This window comes from Cellulomonas cellasea, assembly GCF_006538745.1.
In the GTDB taxonomy this organism is placed as follows: Bacteria; Actinomycetota; Actinomycetes; order Actinomycetales; family Cellulomonadaceae; genus Cellulomonas_A; species Cellulomonas_A cellasea.
Genome location: NZ_BJLR01000022.1, coordinates 36,473 through 54,063, shown reverse-complemented (window position 1 = coordinate 54,063; position 17,591 = coordinate 36,473). Strand labels below are relative to the sequence as shown.

At 76.3% G+C, this 17,591-nt stretch carries 18 protein-coding genes; 6 read left to right on the top strand and 12 right to left on the bottom strand.

The features are described from left to right. Positions 1–32: 32 nt before the first annotated feature. The gene (locus CCE01nite_RS12425; RefSeq protein ID WP_034624668.1) at positions 33–2,102 is read right to left on the bottom strand and encodes a hypothetical protein; all 2,070 of its coding nucleotides are present in this window, start codon (positions 2,100–2,102) and stop codon (positions 33–35) included. Between the two features lie 129 nt (positions 2,103–2,231). On the opposite strand from CCE01nite_RS12425, the gene CCE01nite_RS12420 reads away from it, so the two are divergent. Continuing rightward, positions 2,232–2,531 (top strand): DUF1905 domain-containing protein, encoded by a 300-nt coding sequence (locus tag CCE01nite_RS12420; protein ID WP_034624669.1) that lies wholly within the window; start codon positions 2,232–2,234, stop codon positions 2,529–2,531. Between the two features lie 64 nt (positions 2,532–2,595). Here the strand turns inward: CCE01nite_RS12420 and CCE01nite_RS12415 are convergent, their stop codons facing one another. The 3 genes from CCE01nite_RS12415 to CCE01nite_RS12405 form a co-directional block, all read right to left on the bottom strand. Beyond that, a complete protein-coding gene (locus tag CCE01nite_RS12415; RefSeq protein WP_141372450.1) occupies positions 2,596–3,213 on the bottom strand; it encodes a DUF998 domain-containing protein in 618 nt (205 codons plus the stop codon). Between the two features lie 129 nt (positions 3,214–3,342). Further along, positions 3,343–3,846, bottom strand: a complete 504-nt coding sequence (locus tag CCE01nite_RS12410; RefSeq protein ID WP_141372448.1) for an HIT family protein — start codon at positions 3,844–3,846, stop codon at positions 3,343–3,345. Continuing rightward, positions 3,843–4,733 (bottom strand): aldose epimerase family protein, encoded by an 891-nt coding sequence (locus CCE01nite_RS12405; RefSeq protein ID WP_141372447.1) that lies wholly within the window; start codon positions 4,731–4,733, stop codon positions 3,843–3,845. The genes CCE01nite_RS12410 and CCE01nite_RS12405 overlap by 4 nt, the downstream gene beginning before the upstream one ends. Before the next feature lie 87 nt (positions 4,734–4,820). Between CCE01nite_RS12405 and CCE01nite_RS12400 the strand changes: the two genes are divergently transcribed. Further along, on the top strand, positions 4,821–6,077 hold the full coding sequence (locus CCE01nite_RS12400; protein ID WP_141372445.1) for an NAD(P)/FAD-dependent oxidoreductase: 1,257 nt from the start codon (positions 4,821–4,823) through the stop codon (positions 6,075–6,077). A 74-nt stretch (positions 6,078–6,151) separates the two neighbouring features. Next, positions 6,152–6,718 (top strand): hypothetical protein, encoded by a 567-nt coding sequence (locus tag CCE01nite_RS12395; RefSeq protein ID WP_141372443.1) that lies wholly within the window; start codon positions 6,152–6,154, stop codon positions 6,716–6,718. 66 nt (positions 6,719–6,784) lie between these two features. Here the strand turns inward: CCE01nite_RS12395 and CCE01nite_RS12390 are convergent, their stop codons facing one another. Further along, positions 6,785–8,086, bottom strand: coding sequence for an NYN domain-containing protein (locus CCE01nite_RS12390; protein WP_170223969.1), 1,302 nt, complete (start codon positions 8,084–8,086; stop codon positions 6,785–6,787). Between the two features lie 174 nt (positions 8,087–8,260). On the opposite strand from CCE01nite_RS12390, the gene CCE01nite_RS12385 reads away from it, so the two are divergent. Both CCE01nite_RS12385 and CCE01nite_RS12380 read left to right on the top strand, forming a co-directional pair. Next, positions 8,261–9,409: a zinc-dependent alcohol dehydrogenase gene (locus CCE01nite_RS12385; protein ID WP_141372439.1), complete on the top strand. Its 1,149-nt coding sequence runs from the start codon at positions 8,261–8,263 to the stop codon at positions 9,407–9,409. 14 nt (positions 9,410–9,423) lie between these two features. Next, entirely contained in the window at positions 9,424–9,999 is a 576-nt protein-coding gene (locus CCE01nite_RS12380; RefSeq protein ID WP_141372437.1) for a hypothetical protein, read from the top strand. 114 nt (positions 10,000–10,113) lie between these two features. Here CCE01nite_RS12380 and CCE01nite_RS12375 read toward each other — a convergent pair whose 3' ends face one another. The 6 genes from CCE01nite_RS12375 to CCE01nite_RS12355 all read right to left on the bottom strand — a co-directional run bounded on the left by CCE01nite_RS12375 (position 10,114) and on the right by CCE01nite_RS12355 (position 16,487). Beyond that, positions 10,114–11,964: an ABC transporter ATP-binding protein gene (locus CCE01nite_RS12375; RefSeq protein WP_246056511.1), complete on the bottom strand. Its 1,851-nt coding sequence runs from the start codon at positions 11,962–11,964 to the stop codon at positions 10,114–10,116. Next, the gene (locus CCE01nite_RS21350; RefSeq protein WP_170223968.1) at positions 11,961–12,116 is read right to left on the bottom strand and encodes a hypothetical protein; all 156 of its coding nucleotides are present in this window, start codon (positions 12,114–12,116) and stop codon (positions 11,961–11,963) included. Before CCE01nite_RS21350 ends, CCE01nite_RS12375 begins: the two co-directional genes overlap by 4 nt. Before the next feature lie 60 nt (positions 12,117–12,176). After that, complete coding sequence (locus CCE01nite_RS12370; RefSeq protein WP_141372435.1) at positions 12,177–13,184, bottom strand: glycoside hydrolase family 88 protein; 1,008 nt, start codon at positions 13,182–13,184, stop codon at positions 12,177–12,179. Between the two features lie 106 nt (positions 13,185–13,290). Continuing rightward, complete coding sequence (locus tag CCE01nite_RS12365) at positions 13,291–14,478, bottom strand: epoxide hydrolase family protein (protein ID WP_246056508.1); 1,188 nt, start codon at positions 14,476–14,478, stop codon at positions 13,291–13,293. Then, positions 14,445–14,837, bottom strand: a complete 393-nt coding sequence (locus CCE01nite_RS12360) for an MmcQ/YjbR family DNA-binding protein (RefSeq protein WP_141372433.1) — start codon at positions 14,835–14,837, stop codon at positions 14,445–14,447. Before CCE01nite_RS12360 ends, CCE01nite_RS12365 begins: the two co-directional genes overlap by 34 nt. 84 nt (positions 14,838–14,921) lie before the next feature. After that, on the bottom strand, positions 14,922–16,487 hold the full coding sequence (locus CCE01nite_RS12355) for an amino acid permease (RefSeq protein ID WP_141372432.1): 1,566 nt from the start codon (positions 16,485–16,487) through the stop codon (positions 14,922–14,924). A 191-nt stretch (positions 16,488–16,678) separates the two neighbouring features. On the opposite strand from CCE01nite_RS12355, the gene CCE01nite_RS12350 reads away from it, so the two are divergent. Then, on the top strand, positions 16,679–16,888 hold the full coding sequence (locus CCE01nite_RS12350) for a hypervirulence associated TUDOR domain-containing protein (protein WP_034629473.1): 210 nt from the start codon (positions 16,679–16,681) through the stop codon (positions 16,886–16,888). Positions 16,889–16,937: 49 nt separating this feature from the next. Here CCE01nite_RS12350 and CCE01nite_RS12345 read toward each other — a convergent pair whose 3' ends face one another. Next, positions 16,938–17,513 (bottom strand): TIGR03086 family metal-binding protein, encoded by a 576-nt coding sequence (locus CCE01nite_RS12345; protein WP_034629470.1) that lies wholly within the window; start codon positions 17,511–17,513, stop codon positions 16,938–16,940. Positions 17,514–17,591: the final 78 nt, after the last annotated feature.

Sequence of the window (17,591 nt, the reverse complement as noted above, 5' to 3'; positions counted from 1 at the left end):
CCGGCCCGGGACCCCGGGCGCGTCCCGGCGGGTCAGCGAGCGGTGAGGAGCGCGAGCACGATCGCGGCGGCCCAGGCCAGGCCGACGAGCACCGGGGTCGACGGGCGGGAGCGGACCCACGGCGGGCGGGCGTCGTGGCCCTCCTGGCGGGCACGCAGCAGGCGCTCCGCGACGAGCGGCGCCGCCGCCCGGTCCCGCGTGAGCGGCAGCGCGTCGGGGTGCACCGCGAAGAGCAGGGCGTCGGCGGCCGCCGGCCGGTCGTGGTCGAGGCGGACGACGAGCGCCTCGTCGTCCACGGCGACGGAGGTCACGCGGGGCCAGGCGACGAGCTGGTCCCGGAACCGGCCGCGCACGTGCAGCCACCCGGGCCGCACGTCGAGGTAGGCCTGACCCAGGAGCGACCAGGACCAGCCGACCGCGGGCGCCGCCGCCACGGTCAGCAGCCGCCACGCGCTGCCGCCGTCCTCGCCGAGCAGCCAGTGCAGCGACCCCCAGAGCACCGGCACGGCGAGCCACGGGAGCACCCGGCCGGTCCGTCGGGCGAACCTCTCCCAGGCGGCGTCCCGGCGCTGCGCGAGCCGGTCGGGCAGCGAGGCGTCGGCCTCGGGCGCCCAGCCGAGCGTGCGGGGCCCGTCCGCGGGGTCGCGGGGGACCGGTCCTGCGGCGTGACCCGCCCCGGGGTCGACGGCGGCGCGCAGGCGCAGGCGCCCCCGCGGGCCGCGGACCCCCGAGCGCGACACGTGCCAGACGCCCAGGTCTTCGAGCACCGCGACGGGGGCGCCGTCGTGCCGCAGACCGACGACCGTCATCGTGGTGAGGTCCCAGCCGGACACGGCGGCAGGTCCGGGCCGGAGGTCCGCGTCCGCCACCGCCTCGGGGTCCGGCGCGTCGGCGAGGCGCCGCGCCAGGGCCAGCAGCTCGTCGTCGCTGAGCGCGGTGACGTCGGCCTGCGGGCCGAGGTCCTCGCCGTCGTCGTCGTCCGAGTCGTGGTCGTGGTCGTCCCACCCGTCGTCCGCGTGGTCGCCGTACGTGCCGGCGTGGTCGACGCCGTGCCCGGGGCCCCGTGGATCTCCCTCGCGGTCGTCGAGCACCGCGAGCAGCCGGGGGGCCACCGCGAAGGGCCGCGTGCCGTCGTCCACGGCGTACAGGCGCACCCCCGCGTCGCGCGCCGACCACGACCCGCGCACGCGCAGCGCGCTGCCCGGCTGGGTGAGCAGGTCGTGCAACCGGCGCGTGCGCGCCCGCTCCGTGCCGAGCAGCGCGAGCCCGAGGAGCAGGCCCGTCAGGGCCGGGAGGAAGGCGAGGGTCGGGTCGAACGCGTCGTCGACCATCTCCGCGCGGCCCGTGGCCGGGTCGTAGCGGACCTCCACGGCGTCCCCGGGCTCGGGGTACGTCACGGGCAGCGGGACGCGGTAGCGCGTGCGGCCGACGACGACGGTCGCCTCGGTCACGTCGTCGTTCACCGTGTCGACGGTCGTGCGTGCGACGAGCGCGTCCCGCCGGAACTCGACCGCGGCGCTCGAGTCGTGCACGTACAGCGCCACGAACCCGGCCCCCACGAGGAGCGCGGCCGCGCCGCCGGCGACCCTCGACCACCGCGGCCGCACGAGGGCGTCGCGCACCCCGTCGGGGACCACCGGCCGGCGCAGCGCCGCTCGCGGCCCGCGCGCCCACACGTGCGCGAGCGCCCGCTGCCGCAGGCGCGTCACCGCGTCCGCCGTCGCCAGCACGGCGAGAACCGTGCCCGCCGCCCACCACAGCTCCGGCACCCCCGCGTGCAGGTCCGGGCTCTGCGCGGTGAGCAGCATGCCGGCGGCCGCGATCGCCGTGCCGAGGAGCGGGACGACGAGCACGAGCGCCACGGACGCGAACCAGACCGACTGCAGGACGCTCACCAGGACGTACCCGGGGTCCTCGATGTCCGCCGCGGTCGTCGTCAACGTCTCGTCCACCGTCGCCGCGGTTCCCGCGCAGACGAGCACGCCGACCACGACGAGGGTGCGGAGCAGCGCCACGGGCACGCGCTGCGCCCAGGCCCGGGCGTCGGGGGACTCGAGGGCGGGGACGGCGTCGGGGGGCTCGGGGCGGGAGAGCGAGGTCACCCGGGGATCTTCGGCACGCCGGGCATGATGCATGACCGCGTCCTCGACCCGCCAGCGCCCTCCTGGGGTCGTGTCCCCGGTCCGTGGTGGACTTCACCCGGCGCGGGGACGACGAGCGGAAGAGCGGGCATGACGTACGAGTTCGACGCGGAGCTGTGGCTCTGGCAGGCACGCAGCGACAGCTGGACGTTCGTGAGCCTGCCGCCGGACGTCGCGGACGAGGTGCTCGACGTCGCGGGCGGGCGCTCGCGCGGCTTCGGGTCGCTGCGCGTCCAGGTGACGGTCGGCGCGACGACGTGGCGGACGTCGATCTTCCCCGACTCGGGCCGCAAGACGTACGTGCTCCCGGTCAAGAAGGCGGTCCGCACGGCGGAGGGGCTCAGCGCGGGTGCGACGGCGCGCGTGCACCTCGTCGTGCTCGACGGCTGAGCGCGCGGTGAGGGCCGGGCGTCCGGGGCGTGCGGCGTGCGGCGCGCCGGGGCCGGTGGGCGCGTCAGGCGTCCGGCGTGCTCCGTCGCCCGCGGCGCAGCGCGACCACGACGACGAGCGGCCACAGCGCCTGCGCGCCGGCCACGAGCCGCTCGGTCAGCCCGGTCGCGGCGCCCCCGTCGGGCGTCGCGCCCTGGAGCTCCGCGACGAACAGCACGAGCAGCCCGGTCAGCACCCCCGCCGCTCCGAGCGCGACCCCGCGCCGCCGCACGCCGGACGCCCCCGGGCGCCAGGCGGCGCCGGGCCACAGCGCCAGCGCACCGAAGCCGATCCCGGCGGCGACGCCGTGCGGGTGGGAGAACGCGTCGACGGGCAGCGCCGCGACCGCGAGCGTCGCCAGCCCGCCCACGGCGTGCAGGGCGCGCGCGAGCCGGGGGAGCGGCCGCAGGCCGGCGGCCGTGGCGACGTGGGCGACGCCCGTGAGCGCGAGCCCCGCAGTCATGACCCACGGGGCCGTGACGTCCGAGGCCGCGAGCGCGCTGATCGTCTCGAGCACCGGGTCGAAGGTGCCCTGGAGGGCGGCGGCGAGCGTCCACCCGCCGATCATCCCGACGGGCGCCGCGACCGCGGACACGACCGCCCAGGCGGGGACGGTGGGCTCGGGTGCGCGGGTGGGAGTCACGCTCGGACGGTACGCAGCCACCCCGCCGTCCGCCTCCGCGGGCCGGGTGAACGCGCGCGGCGGGTGCGGGTCGAGCGGTCGTCGCCCGGGTTCGGCCTCAGCCGGTGAGGAGCATCGGGGAGCGACGCTCTACACGTCCTGCGAGCCGTGCCCGCTGCGCCTCGCGGCGTCGCTGTGGGCGGCCTCGTCCGTCGACCCGAGGACGGCTCTGATCGCCCGCGCGTCGGCGTCCCGCAGCGCCTTCGCGCGCTCGTGCGTCTCGACCGGGAAGGGGGCACCCAGGCCGTCCTCCGGGTAGCGGGGGATGACGTGCAGGTGGAAGTGGAAGACGGTCTGCGCGGCGGCCTCGCCGTCGCAGACGAGGAGGTTGATCCCGCGGGGGCCCAGGCTCGAGCGTCGCAGGGCCCGCGCCATGTCGTGACCGACCGACCACACATGGGCGCTCGTGGCCCGGTCGAGGTCCTCGAGCCCCGCGGCGTGCCGGCGGGGCACCACGAGCAGGTGGCCGTGCGTGACGGGGTTGAGGTCCATCCAGACCACGACCGTCTCGTCCTCGACGACGATGCTGGCGTCCGCCCGCCGCGCCACGACGGCGCAGAACACGCAGTCCTCGGCCACCGCTCCGTCGGTCATGCGCGGGGACGGTCCGGGAGCACCTCGACGTGCACCGTCCACGTCACGGGGACGCCGGGCTCGAGCAGCTGCGCGCGGCCGTCCTCGCGGGACGCGCTGAGCGCCTCCCGGGCGCCCGTCGCGGGTTCCAGCGCGACGACGCGCTCGCGCGCGAACATCCCGGCGTCGACCCACAGCGCGAGGTACGGCACCGACGCGACGTCCCACGAGAGCCGGAGCAGCGACCCGTCGGCCGCGCGCACGCCCGCCCACGACGCGGGGGTCTGCGGCGCGACCCAGATCTTGAGCGCCTCGCCCGCGTCGACGTGCTCGGCGTCCGCCAGCTCGGCGGTCCACGGCGCGCGCCCGTCGAGCCCGTAGACGCCGTCGACGTGCGTCGCCTCCGCGGGCAGCTCGATGCGCGCGTCCGGTCCGGGGGCGAACTGCGGGTGCGCGGCCCACTGGAACGGCACCGGCTCGGTGCCGAGCGCCTCCGCGGTGTAGACCAGCGCGAGCCCGGTCGGGGTCGGGTCGACCCGGCGCGCGAACCGGTACGGCAGCAGCCGGCTCTCGAAGCCCCACGACCCGTCGTCCTGCACGGTCCACGGCGTCGTCCAGGCCTCGCCGTGGTCGGGGAGCGCGACACCGTCGAGCACGTCGGCGTCGACGTTCGGGACGCACTCGTCCCAGCCGCACATCTCGGCGTCCGTGAACGACGCCGGGCCCCGCGCGGGTGGCGGCACGTCCGGGCCGGGGCCGAGGAGCCACTCGCGCCCCGAGGAGTCGCGCAGCGACGCGATCTTGGCGCCGCGCCCCGGTACGACGACCGCGACGAGCCCTCCGCCGCCGGTCACCTGCACCGCCGGCTCGCCGTGCCAGGTGGTCGTCGACTCGTGCGCGCGTGTCACCGTGCTGGTCTACCAGATCGACGAGCCCCCGCGGGTGCCGGTTCGCGTCGTGGCGACGGCGGTCTCCCGGCGACCTACGCTGCCCGGATGGACTGCGACGTCGTGGTGGTGGGTGCCGGGATCGCGGGGCTCGAGTGCGCCCGGACCCTGCACGAACGCGGGCTGCGCGTGGTCGTCCTCGAGGCCGCGGACGAGGTCGGCGGGCGCATCCGGTCGGAGCACGTCGACGGCTTCACGGTCGACCGCGGGTTCCAGGTGCTCAACCCGGCCTACCCGGCGGTCCGGGCGCGCGTCGACGTGGCCGCGCTGGACCTGCGCCCGCTGCTGCCGGGCGTCGCCGTGCGGCGCGACGACGGCCTGGCGCTGCTCGCGGACCCGCGCCGTGCGCCACGGCACCTGCGCGAGACGCTCGGCAGCGGGTACGTGCGTCCGCGCGAGCTCGTCGCGCTCGCCCGGTGGGCGGCGCCGGCGCTGGGACCGGTGCGCCGGCTGCTCGCGGGGCCCGACGAGGAGTTCGGGCGCTCGCTCGACGCGCACGGGGTCGACGGACGGCTCCGGCGCGAGGTGCTCGAGCCGTTCCTCGCCGGCGTGCTCGGGGAGGACGACGGCTCGTCCTCGGCGCAGTTCGTGCGGCTGCTCGTGCGCATGTTCCTGCTCGGGACCCCGGGCGTGCCGGCGGCGGGCATGGGTGCGTTCCCCGCACAGCTCGCGCGCGACTTGCCCCACGTGCGCCTGGGGCACGCGGTCGAGCGGGTGGAGCGGGTCGACGGGGCCGGGCGCTCCGCGGGCGGGCGGCGCGTGCACACCGCCGCGGGGTCGATCACCGCGCGGGCCGTCGTCGTCGCGACCGACGCGCCCGCCGCCGCCCGGCTCACGGGCGTCACGGTCCCCGCGACGAAGGGGCTCGTCACCTGGTGGTACGCGACCGACGACCCGCCGCGCACCGCGGGGGTCGTGGTCGTGGACGGGCGCCGCCGCGGGCCTGTCGTCAACGCCGCGGTGATGAGCGCCGCCGCACCGTCGTACGCGCCGCCGGGGCAGGGCCTGGTCCAGGTCACCGCCCTCCTGCGCGGCGCCGCACCCGCCGAGGCGGACGTCCGCCGCCAGGCCGGGGAGATGTTCGGCGTCGGCACGTCGTCCTGGCGCGAGCTCACCCGGCACGAGATCCCGGCGGCGCTCCCGGTGCAGCCCGCGCCGCTGTCGACCCGGCGCCCGGTGCACCTGGGCGACGCGCTGTTCGTCTGCGGGGACCACCGCGACACCGCGTCGTCCCAGGGCGCGCTCGTGTCGGGCCGCCGGACCGGCGCGGCGGTCGTGCGCGTCCTGCGCGGCTCGCCCGGCTGAGCCGCCCGTGCGCGTGCGGAGGTTTCGCCCGCGGACCCGCGCTGACGGCTGCGCGGACCCGGGAGGATGGGGCCATGGTCGAGCACGTCGCGCTGCGCCCGCGCCGCCCGCGCCGACCGCGCCGACCCGGTGGACCGAGCCGCCCCGGTCGCCTCCGGCGGTGGGCCGCCGTCGTCGCGACCCACGTGGTCGCGCTGGTGTGCGGGGCGGGCCTCGTGGTCGCCGCGGTGGCCGCGGTCGTCCTGGTGAGCGAGGTAGGCCCGCACCGCGACGCGGTCGCGCTGCGGGAGCACGGCGAGGACGCCCGAGGGGTGACGACCGGGGAGGGCTGCACGGTCGCGTTCGCGGCGCGCGGGCGGTGGGTCGAGGCCGAGCCCGGCTGCGACGAGCCCGACGCCGACCCCGAGCCGGTCACGGTCCGGTACCTGCCCGAGGACCCGCAGGTCGTGATGCTCCCCGAGGACGTCGCGTACTACGCCGACGAGGCGATCCCGGGAGGCCTGACCGCGCTCGGCGTCGGGCTCGCCCCGGGCGTCCTGACCGTGCTGGCGTGGGTCGTGAGCGGCCGCCCGCGCTGGTGGCGGCACCTGCGCGAGCCGTCCCTGCCCGACCCCTTCGACATCGCCGCGCTCGACCTCTGAGCGCACGGCCCGCGACGGCCGGAGCGCGGCCGACGCCCCCGCCGCCGGCGGACCGCCCGCCGGACCTCAGCGCGGGACGAGCCCGCCCCCGACCCACGCCCGGATCGCCGCGACGTCCGCCGGGCTGAGCTCCATGCGGGCCCCGCGGCACAGCCCGACGACGTTGTCCGCCCACGTCTGCGCGAGCTCGACGGCGCTGGGCTTCGTGGTGAGGTCGAGCCCCGCGAACAGCACGCCCGAGATCACGGTGTTGACCGACGCGCGCCCGATCGCCTCGCCCGCGGCCTGGCACGCGTCGCGCACGCGCCGGGCGGTCTCGGGGCGGACGAACGGGGTCGTGCGCACGTCGTCCGCGAGCGCCGTGAGCAGCACGCGGTAGCGCTCCGTCGGCAGGTTCGGGATGTCGGTGACCTCGACGACCTGGCGCTGCAGCGGGGGCAGGTCGACGGTCTCGACGGGCTGCAGGTCGGCCTCGCTGAACCGCTTGGGGTCCCAGACGAACCCCGGCGCGGGCTGCGGCGCGGTGCCCAGCTCGGGGACGGAGCGGGCGAGCCACGCGAACAGGTCGCCGGTGCTGTCCCAGCCCGACCCGCGCAGCGCGGGGTCGGCCTTCCACGCCGCCTGCGCGACGACGTCCCCGGGCAGCGGGCGCTCGGCCGCGCGCACGAGCCGCAGGACCGCCTTGCGGGCCGGGCTGGCCGGCGCGCGTCCGCCGCCCCGACCTGCGCCGGCCGCGGGCGGCTCCGCGGTGGTGCCGCCCGCTGCGGGGGCCGGTGCGCCCTCGACGGGAGCGAGCGTGGCCGGCGCCACGAGCTCGGCGGCCGGCGGCGGGGTCACGAGCTCGACGAGCTCGTCGGCGGTCACCACGGTGTCCGCGACCGCGCGGTACGCGCTCGCGGCCGGGCCGGCCGTGACGATCGTGACGCGCCGGTCCGCGGCCCGGCAGCGCAGCGCGAGCGGCGTGAAGTCGGCGTCGGCGGACAGGATGACGAACTCGTCGTACCGGGTCTGCGCGCTCAGCGCGTCCACCGCGTCGAGCACGAGGTTGATGTCGGCGCTGCTCTTGCCCTGCTGGGTCAGCGACGGGCAGTCCACGACGCTGAAGCCCGCGCGCGTGAAGTTCGGGCGGAACTGCGAGAACACCGACGGGTTGAGGTAGCACGCCCGCACGAGGAACCGGCGCGTGAAGTCGCCGTCGATGTCGCTGCCCTGCTCGAGCGCGCGCAGCCAGTCCCCGGGGTGCGCGGCGAACGCCTCGGCCGCCGCGGGGTCGAGCCGCTGCAGCCCGATGTACACGTTGTCGAAGTCGACGAACAGCGCGCAACGCAGGCGCCGGCCGTTCTCGGTGGTCTCGCTGGTCGTCGTCACCCTGGCATCCTCCCCGCCCGGCGGCGCCCCACGCACACCCGCGCCCGCCGGGCGTGTCCGCGGACGCCCGGCGCGACGTCGCGAACCGGGGCAGAACCCCCGAACAGGCGGGCCGCGAACCGCCGTGCGATCCTCGAAAAACGATCTCCCGAACCTGCGGACGAGGCGGTGCTGATGCGAGCGATGGTCTACCGGGGTCCCTACCGGATCCGTGTCGAAGAGAAGGACGTCCCGGCGATCGAGCACCCGAACGACGCGATCGTGCGGGTCGCGCTGGCGGCGATCTGCGGCTCCGACCTGCACCTCTACCACGGCCTGATGCCGGACACCCGCGTCGGGACGACGTTCGGGCACGAGTTCATCGGCGTCGTCGAGCAGGTCGGCTCGTCCGTCGAGAACCTCCAGGTCGGCGACCGGGTCATGGTGCCGTTCAACGTCTACTGCGGCTCGTGCTTCTTCTGCGCGCGGGGGCTGTACTCGAACTGCCACAACGTGAACCCGAACGCGACGGCCGTCGGCGGGATCTACGGCTACTCGCACACGACCGGCGGCTACCACGGTGGCCAGGCCGAGTACGTGCGCGTGCCGTTCGCCGACGTCGGGCCGCAGAAGATCCCCGAGTGGATCGACGACGAGGACGCGCTCCTCATGACCGACGCGCTCTCGACCGGCTACTTCGGAGCGCAGCTCGGCGACATCGAGGAGGGCGACGTCGTCATGGTGCTCGGTGCCGGGCCGGTCGGGCTGTTCGCGGCGAAGTCCGCGTGGCTCATGGGCGCCGGCAGGGTCATCGTCGTCGACCACCTCGAGTACCGGCTCGAGAAGGCGCGGACGTTCGCGCACGCGGAGACCGTGAACTTCACCGAGCACGACGACCTGATCGTGCACATGAAGCGGACGACCGACCACCTCGGGGCGGACGTCGTCATCGACTGCGTCGGCGCCGAGGCGGACGGCAGCTTCTTCCAGCACCTCACGGGCAGCCGGCTCAAGCTCCAGGGCGGCTCGCCGATCGCGCTCAACTGGGCCATCGACTCGGTCCGCAAGGGCGGCACGATCTCGGTGATGGGCGCCTACGGCCCGGTGTTCAGCGCGGTCAAGTTCGGCGACGCCGTGAACAAGGGCCTGACGCTGCGGATGAACCAGTGCCCGGTCAAGCGCCAGTGGCCGCGGCTGTTCGAGCACATCCGCAACGGCTACCTCAAGCCGAACGACATCGTGACGCACCGCATCCCGCTCGAGCACATCGCGGAGGGGTACCACATCTTCTCCGCGAAGCTCGACGGTTGCATCAAGCCCCTCATCGTCCCGAGCGCGAGCTGAGAGAGGACCTCCCCATGGCCTACACGCCCGAGAAGCCGCCGCTCCCCGAGACGTTCGACGAGCTGCGCGCGCGCATCCCCGGCTGGGGCGTCGACCGCGACCCGCGCGACCGCCCCGCGGTGCCGCGCGAGCGATTCGACCCCGGCGCGAGCGGCGCGCGCTGGGAGTTCCCGGAGCGCCAGGAGGAGAAGGTGCCGCGCGAGCGGTCGATCGAGCACGCGTTCCTCACGCCGGTCTTCGGCACCGCCGCGCCGCTCAAGGGCGTGTCGGGGGCGATCCGCCGGTTCGCGTACGCGCGGTACAGCGAGGCCCGCGCGGCGCACTGGCTGCTCCTGCTCGGCGCCGACCGGGTCGACGCGCTCGAGAGCGCGCTCGCGTCGTTCGTGACCCTGCGCCCCGACGACCCGATCACCGAGACCGGCGTGCTGAGCGAGGCGTCGCACCACCCGGTCGCCTCGCGCCGCGAGGGCAGCCGGGCCGACCTCGGGCACCAGGCGCTCGACCCGCTGCTCAACGCGGTGCCGTGGGTCGTCGGGGGCGGGCTCGCGTTCGCCGGGGTGCGGTCGGTCGTGCGGGCGCTGCGTCGCTGAGCAGGGGCGAGTCGCGGCCGCGGGAGCGGCGTCGCGGGCGCCGGCGGGAGCGCCTCGTCGACGAGCGACCGGGCCCGCGGCCCGGCCTGCGGACCGGAGCGGGGTCGCGGGCGCTCAGACCGGGTCGGGCTCCGTGCTGATGCGCAGCGCCGCGACGAGCTCGCGGTAGAGGTCGTCGGTCGCGAGCAGCTCGGCGTGGGTCCCGGTGGCCCGGACCCGGCCGGCCTCGAGCAGCACGATCAGCTGCGCGTCGATCACCGTCGAGAGCCGGTGCGCGATCGTCAGCACCGCGTGCTCGCGGCCGACGCGGTCGATCACCTCCTGGATCGCCGCCTCGGTGAGCCCGTCGAGCTGCGCGGTGGCCTCGTCGAGCAGCAGCACGTCCGGCTCGCGGACGACCGCGCGGGCGAGGGCGACCCGCTGGCGCTCGCCGCCGGACAGGCTCGTCGCGGACACCACCGTGTCGAGGCCGTCGGCGAGCGCCCGCACGCGGTCCCCGAGCCGGACGGCGTCGAGCGCGCGCCAGACCTCGTCGTCGGTCGCGTCCGGGTAGCGGATGACCACGTTCTCCCGCAGCGTCCCGGACAGCAGCGGGGTCTCCTGCTCGACGTACGCGAGGCGCGAGCGCACCGCGTCGATGCTCAGGTCGGCGAACGGCACGCCGTCGAGCCGGAGCGTGCCGCTGGTCGGGTCCACGAACCGCAGCAGCAGCGAGAACGTCGACGTCTTGCCGGCGCCCGACGGACCGACGATCGCGGTGTGCCCGCGGGCCGGCACGGCGAGCGACAGCTCGTGCACCGCCGGCTCGTCCGCGCCCGGGTAGGTGAGCGTGACCCGGTCGAGCTCGAGCACCGCCGGGGACTCCGCGCCCGCCGGCAGCGCCCCGCCGGCGTGCACGTCCTCGACCTCGATGCCCTCGGTCTCGCGGATGCGCGCGGCCGCGGCGACGCCGGACTGCAGCTGCGTGAACGTCTGGGTCAGCGTGGTGATGGGGTCGACGATGTTGAACGCGTAGAGCAGGAACGCCACGAGCGTCGAGACGCTGAGACCCCCCGCGTCGACCCGCCAGGCGCCGATCGCGAGGATCGCGATGATCGCGAGCTGGATGCCGCCGCCCGCGATCGACCACGCGACCGCGGTGATCCAGACCGCGCGCACGCTGTGCCGCGCCGACTCCTCGGCCTCGTGCACGATGCGCTGGACCTGACGCTCCTCGGCCCGGCTGGCCTTGACGGTCCGGAGCGCGCGCAGGCTCGTCTCGAGCACCGAGCCCAGCTGCCCCACGGAGGCCTGGGCGGCGCGCTGCGCGACCCCGATCCTCGGCAGCAGCACCCCGAGCAGCACGGCGACGACCACGATGGCCGCGAGCGTGCTGAGCAGCAGCGGCAGGTCGAGCACCGCCATGAGCACGACCGTCCCGACCAGCGAGACCAGCCCGTTGACGAGCTGCACCGCGCTCGACGACGCCGCCTCGCGCAGCAGCACGGTGTCGGAGGTGATGCGCGTGACGAGCTCGCCGGTCGGGCGCTCGGTGACGTCCCCGAGGCGACCGCGCAGGAACCGGTGCACGAGCGAGGTGCGCGCGTCGAGCACGACCTGCTCCGCGAGGCGCCCGAGCAGCACCCACTGCGCGAGCCCGCACACGAGCCCGAGGACGAGGAGGCCGACGAGGATCCCGACCGGGCGGGAGAGCGAGGCGCCCGTGCCCAGCGTGTCGAGAACCCACTTCGTGGCCAGCGGCATCGCCAGGGTCGCGGCAGTCGCACCCAGACCGAGCACGATCCCGACCGCGACGACCCGCGCGTGCGGCCGGACGAAGGCCCACAGGACCCGCAGGTTCTCCCACCGCAGCGGGACCTTCTCCGGGGTGTCGGTGCCGGTGGCGGTGGCTGTGGCGGTGGCGGTGGGCGTGGCGACCCCCGCCGTCGATGTGGCGTCGCCGCCGTCCGCGCGGTCGCCGCTCACGAGGCCGCCCCGGCGGCGCAATCCGCTGCAGACCCCGCGACGCGAGCCGCGACACCGTCGAGCAGCAGCGCCGAGCGTTCGGTCCACCACGCGTCCTCGGCGACGCCGGTCGCCGACTCCGCCTGCCGGGTCTCGACGACCGAGGTGTTCACTGGGGAGTCCTTACGCCGGAGACCGGCACCCTACGGCGTGAGGACGAGCCGGAGAAGTCCTCAGACGTCCGTCCTGGCGGCTGCGGCGGTGGCCAGGAGGAAGAACGACTGCGCCTCGGCCGACGTGCCCGGGCGGTCGAACCGCGGGGCCCCGCACACGGGCGTGACGAACCCGTGGCGGTCGACGCGGGCGCGGGCCACGGCGACGAGCGAGCGACCCACGGGGGCGTAGGACGGAGGCAGCCACCCGTCGGCGACCCCCGTGAGCACCGCGTAGGCGAGCATCTGCGCGAGGTTCGTCTCGGAGAACGTCGTCGGGTCGGTGACCACGTCGTGGAACACGCCGTCCGCGTCGCGGTGCGCGAGGCACGCGTCGATCACGTCCCGGGCGTGCGCGGCCGCGTCGACCCTGAAGCCGTCGTCGCCGCCGCGGCCGGGGCCGTCGGGGAGGGCGGGGTCGTCGAGCAGGTGCAGCGCACGGGCGATCCCCGCGACGACCCAGCCGTTCCCCGTGCCCCACGGCGCGGCGAGCGTGAGCCGGGCGGTGTCCTCGTCCCAGCGTGCCGCGTACAGGCCGGTGGCCTGGTCGACGAGCCGGGCGCGGTGCCCCGCGAGCTGCCGCGCGGCCTCCTCGACCTCGCCCGCGAGCACGAGCAGCGGCAGGACCATGTAGACCGAGTCGACCCACACCTCGCGCGTGCCGACGAGGTGCAGGACGGTGCCGTCGTCCGCGCGCGGTGCGTCGCGCACGATCCAGCGGACCTGGCGGTCGAACGCCTCGCGCAGCAGAGGGTCGCCCGTGCGCCGCGCCGCCCGCAGCACGGCCTCGCCGTTGGCCGCGGAGTTCACGATGCCGCCGTCCTCGATCTCGGCCAGCTTGCCCTCGGACGTCTGCCGGGTCACGGCGTCCCGCGCCATGACCTCGGCGAGGCCGGTCAGACCGAGGTCGAGCAGCGCGTGGCTCGCGACGCCCTGCTCCCACGACTGCCGCTGCATCGCGAGGAGCGCCGCGAGCACGCGCCGCTGGTCCGGGTCGAGCCGCGCCCAGGCGGCCGCGTCGTCGTCCATCGGGGCACCCTCCGCTCGTCGTCGGTCGTCGCCTCCGATCCTCGTCGGCGTGCGCTCGGACGGCGCGCCCGGGCGGCGCCGCTCCGGCGGCGCGGCGGGCGGCCGGTCAGCGCACCAGGCGGAAGAACGCCCGGAGCTCGGCGACGAACGACTCGGGCTGCTCGAGCGCAGGGAAGTGCCCGCCGCGCGCCGGCTCGCTCCAGTACCGGAGGTCGGTGAGGCGCCGCTCCGCCCAGCGGCGGGACGGGCGCTGGTTCTCGCGCGGGTAGACCGTGCCGCCGGCGGGGACGTGCACCGGGTCCGCGCCCGGGACCGTCAGGGCGCGGTGCACCTCGTCGATGCTCTCGGCGTAGAGGCGGGCCGACGACGCGCCGGTGCCCGGCAGCCAGTACAGCATCACGAGGTCGAGCAGGCGGTCGCGAGCGACGACGTTCTCCGGGTGCCCGTCGCCGTCGGTCCACGCCCAGGGCTTCTCGAGCACCCAGGCCGCCAGACCGGCGGGGGAGTCGACGAGCGAGTACCCGACCGTCTGGGGCCGGGTCGCGTGGACGCGCGCGTACCCCGAGTCCTCCTCGCCCAGCCGCAGGCTCTCCAGCGCCGTGCGCTCGGCGTCGGTCAGGTCGCCGAACGTCGCCGGGTCGGGCGCCACGAGCGGCGGCATGAGGTGGACGCCGGCGACGTGCTCCGGGTCGAGCCGTCCCAGCGCGGCGCTGACGCTCGTGCCCCAGTCGGTGCCCTGCGCCCCGTAGTGGTGGTGGCCGAGGCGCGCCATGAGCTCGGCCCACGCGGCGGCGATCCGCCCGACGCCCCACCCCGGCTCGGTGGGCCGGTCGCTGAAGCCGTAGCCCGGCAGCGACGGGACGACGAGGTGGAACGCGTCCGCCGCGTCGCCCCCGTGCGCGGGCGGGTCGGTGAGGGGGTCGATCACGTCGAACAGCTCGGCGACCGAGCCCGGCCAGCCGTGCGTCAGCACGAGGGGGAAGGCGCCCGGGTGCGGCGACCGCACGTGCAGCGCGTGGATGCGCAGGCCGTCGATCTCGGTCCGCACCTGCGGCCAGGCGTTCAGCCGCCTCTCGGTCGCGCGCCAGTCGTACGTCTCCGCCCAGGTCCGGCAGACGTCGCGCAGGTAGTTTAGCGGCACGCCCTGCGTCCAGCCGTCCGCCGTGGCGGGCTCGGGGAAGCGGGTGCGCCGCAGCCGGTCCGCGAGGTCGTCGAGCTGCTCCTGCGGGACGTCCACCCGGAACGGGACCACGGCGCGGCTCACGGCGACGCGGGCGGGTGCTCGGCGAGCCACCGGCGCCGCAGCGTCACGGGTGCGCGCACGAGCCAGGCGTCCGTGACGACCTCCGCGAGCTCGTCGGGGTCGAGCGCGCCGAGCCGCCCGAGCACGAGCGGGTACCCGTCGAAGTGCGGGGTCGTGAACCAGACGTCCGGCTCGCTCGTGAGCAGCGCCTCCTTGACGCCGAGGTCCTCGACCCACAGGCCGAGCGGGGCGTCGGCCGGCGCGCGCTCCCCGAGGGCCGCGCGGTCCGCGGGGCGCAGCGGCCGCTCGAACACGAAGGCGCGGCCGCGCACGGACCAGCGGCGCTCGGGCTGCTCGGTCGTCTCCGGCAGGGTCCCGGCGCAGCGGCGCACGTCCGCCCAGGTGGCCATGGCCCGACCGTACGCCGGGCCTCCCACACGCCACCGCCCCGCGGGCGCGGCGCCGGGGACGCCGGCGGGCGGCGCGGTCGCCGGTCAGCGCGCCGGGTGCTCACCCTCGCCGGAGGCCGTCGTGCCGCCGGTCCCGACCACGCCGGCCGCACCGACCGCGCCGGTCCCGCCGCCCGGACCCGCCGCCGCGGGAGCGCCCGCGAGGCTCCGCCCGAGCCGGCTGTGCCGCCGGCCGTAGAGCACGTAGATCACGAGCCCGATGACCATCCACGCGAGGAACCGCAGCCACGTCTCGAGCGGCAGGTTGATCATGAGCCAGCCGCACGCGACCACCCCGAGGATCGGCACCACGGGCGCGCCGGGCGTCCGGAACGCGCGCGGCAGGTCGGGGCGGGTGCGGCGCAGCACGAGCACGCCGAGGCACACGACGACGAACGCGAACAGCGTCCCGATGCTGACGAGCTCGGACAGCGCCGAGAGCGGGACGAAGCCCGCGAGGATCGCCACGGCACCGGCCACGACGACCGTGATGAGCCACGGCGTGCCGAACCGCGGGTGCACGCGCGCGAGCGACGGCGGCAGCAGGTGGTCGCGCGACATCGCGAAGAGCACGCGCGTCTGGCCGAGCATGAGCACGAGGATCACGCTCGTGATGCCCGCGACGGCGCCGAGCGCGATGAGCCGGGCCGCCCACGTGATGCCGACGGCCTCGAACGCCTCGGCGAGCGGCGCCCCGGTGTTGAGCTCGCCGTAGGGGACCATGCCGGTGAGGACGAACGACACCGCCATGTAGAGCACCGTGCAGATCGCGAGCGACCCGAGGATGCCGCGCGGCATGTCGCGCTGCGGGTTCTGCGTCTCCTCGGCGGTCGTGGCGACGATGTCGAAGCCGATGTAGGCGAAGAACACGACCGAGGCCGCGGCGACGACCCCGAACGCCCCGAAGTGCGTCGGCTCGAGGCCGAGGAACGCCTGCACGATCGGCTGGTGGAGCACGCTGCCGCCCGCACCCTCGGACGCCTCCGCGGGCGGGACGAACGGCGAGTAGTTCCCCGTGTCGATGTACATCGCGCCGAGGCCGATCACGAACAGCACGATCGCGACCTTGACCACGACGAGCACGCCCGTGAACCGGCTCGACGCCTTCGAGCCCCGGATCAGCAGCAGTGCCAGCACGACGACGATCGCGATCGCCGCGACGTCCGGCCGGGCGGTGTCGCCCGCGAGCCACGGCGGCAGGTCGAGCAGCGACGCGAGGTACGCGGACCAGCCGCGCGCGACGACCGCGGCGCCGAGCATGAGCTCGAGCAGCAGGTCCCAGCCGATGATCCAGGCCACGAGCTCGCCGAGCGTCGCGTAGGAGAACGTGTAGGCGCTGCCCGCGACGGGCACGGTCGAGGCGAGCTCGGCGTAGCAGAGCGCCGCGAGCCCGCACGTGACCCCGGCGAGGAGGAACGACAGGACGACGGCGGGGCCGGCGTTGGTCGCGGCCTGCTGACCGGTGAGCACGAAGATGCCGGTGCCGATGATCACGCCGACGCCGAACACCACGAGGTCCCACGCGCGCAGGGTGCGCTTGAGGCGGTGGCCCGGCTCGTCGGTCTCGGCGATGGACTGCTCCACGGACTTCACTCGCCAGATTCCCGCCATGGGGACCCCCGCTGCTGCGCTCGCACGTGTCTTCCCGGTCGGCCCGACACTAGCGGCGCACCTGCGCGGCCGCCCTGGGACGAGGGTCCGGCGTGCACGCCGCCGGGACCGGGTAGGCGCGCACGGGGCCCGGTGGCGCGCCGGACCTGCGGGCCCGACGCTGGAGGCTCGACCGACGACGGGAGCGCGCCATGGCTGACGACCTGCACAAGGGTGACGAGGTGACGTGGCGCAGCCACGGCACGACGGTGGAGGGGACGGTCGAGAAGAAGATCACCGCGGACACCGAGGCGGCCGGGCGCACGGTCCGGGCGTCCAAGGACGACCCGCAGTACCTCGTGCGCAGCGACAAGACGGGGCGCGAGGCCGTGCACAAGCCGTCGGCGCTCGACGAGGCCTGACCGCCGCCGCGTCGGTCAGGCCTGGCGCTCGGTCGGGCCCGGCGCCCGCTCAGGCGCGGCGCCCGAACAGCGCGAGCAGCCGCGTCTGCTGGTCCGCGTCGTCCGCGACGTCGAGCGGCCCGGCGAACGCGGACCCGGGAGCGAGCTCGTCGGTGCGCCCCGACCACTCGACGAGCAGCCGGTCGACCGTCGCGGGGTCGATGTCGTCCTCGACGCCGAGGCCGCGCGCGAGGTCCCACCCGTGCACCGCGAGGTCGGTGAGCATCTCGTCGAGGTAGTCGTGCGCCGCGGTGGGCCCGCGGCTGAGGTCGACGGTCCGCCCGAGCGCGCCCGGCTCCGCGAACGCGGCGAGCGACGCGGCGACCGCGGCGTCCCACGCGGCGACGGGGTCGGCGCCGAGCACGTCGCCGTCGAACCGGTCACCGACCTCCGCGACGGTCCGGCCGGCGAGCAGCTCGGGTGCCCACAGCTGCTCGGACGTCAGGTGGTTCACGAGGTCGCGCACGGTCCAGCCGGTGCACGGCGTCGGTCGCTGCCACGCGTCGGCGTCGGGCGGGCCGACGCGGTGGACCAGGCGGGAGAAGCGCTCGGCGTTCACACGGTGCAGGCTCAGCAGCTCGTCCATGACCCCAGGGTGCTCCGGGCGGGCCGCCCGCGCACGCGGGTCGTCGACGACGCGCGGCGCTCGCCGCCGGTGCCGCCG

Bases quoted from the DNA above. Each gene is read 5' to 3' on its own strand.
- CCE01nite_RS12420 (WP_034624669.1), top strand. From the start codon at position 2,232: ATGACGTACGAGTTCGACGCGGAGCTGTGGCTCTGGCAGGCACGCAGC.
- CCE01nite_RS12410 (WP_141372448.1), bottom strand. From the start codon at position 3,846: ATGACCGACGGAGCGGTGGCCGAGGACTGCGTGTTCTGCGCCGTCGTG.
- CCE01nite_RS12400 (WP_141372445.1), top strand. From the start codon at position 4,821: ATGGACTGCGACGTCGTGGTGGTGGGTGCCGGGATCGCGGGGCTCGAG.
- CCE01nite_RS12395 (WP_141372443.1), top strand. From the start codon at position 6,152: ATGGTCGAGCACGTCGCGCTGCGCCCGCGCCGCCCGCGCCGACCGCGC.
- CCE01nite_RS12385 (WP_141372439.1), top strand. From the start codon at position 8,261: ATGCGAGCGATGGTCTACCGGGGTCCCTACCGGATCCGTGTCGAAGAG.
- CCE01nite_RS12380 (WP_141372437.1), top strand. From the start codon at position 9,424: ATGGCCTACACGCCCGAGAAGCCGCCGCTCCCCGAGACGTTCGACGAG.
- CCE01nite_RS12370 (WP_141372435.1), bottom strand. From the start codon at position 13,184: ATGGACGACGACGCGGCCGCCTGGGCGCGGCTCGACCCGGACCAGCGG.
- CCE01nite_RS12360 (WP_141372433.1), bottom strand. From the start codon at position 14,837: ATGGCCACCTGGGCGGACGTGCGCCGCTGCGCCGGGACCCTGCCGGAG.
- CCE01nite_RS12355 (WP_141372432.1), bottom strand. From the start codon at position 16,487: ATGGCGGGAATCTGGCGAGTGAAGTCCGTGGAGCAGTCCATCGCCGAG.
- CCE01nite_RS12350 (WP_034629473.1), top strand. From the start codon at position 16,679: ATGGCTGACGACCTGCACAAGGGTGACGAGGTGACGTGGCGCAGCCAC.
- CCE01nite_RS12345 (WP_034629470.1), bottom strand. From the start codon at position 17,513: ATGGACGAGCTGCTGAGCCTGCACCGTGTGAACGCCGAGCGCTTCTCC.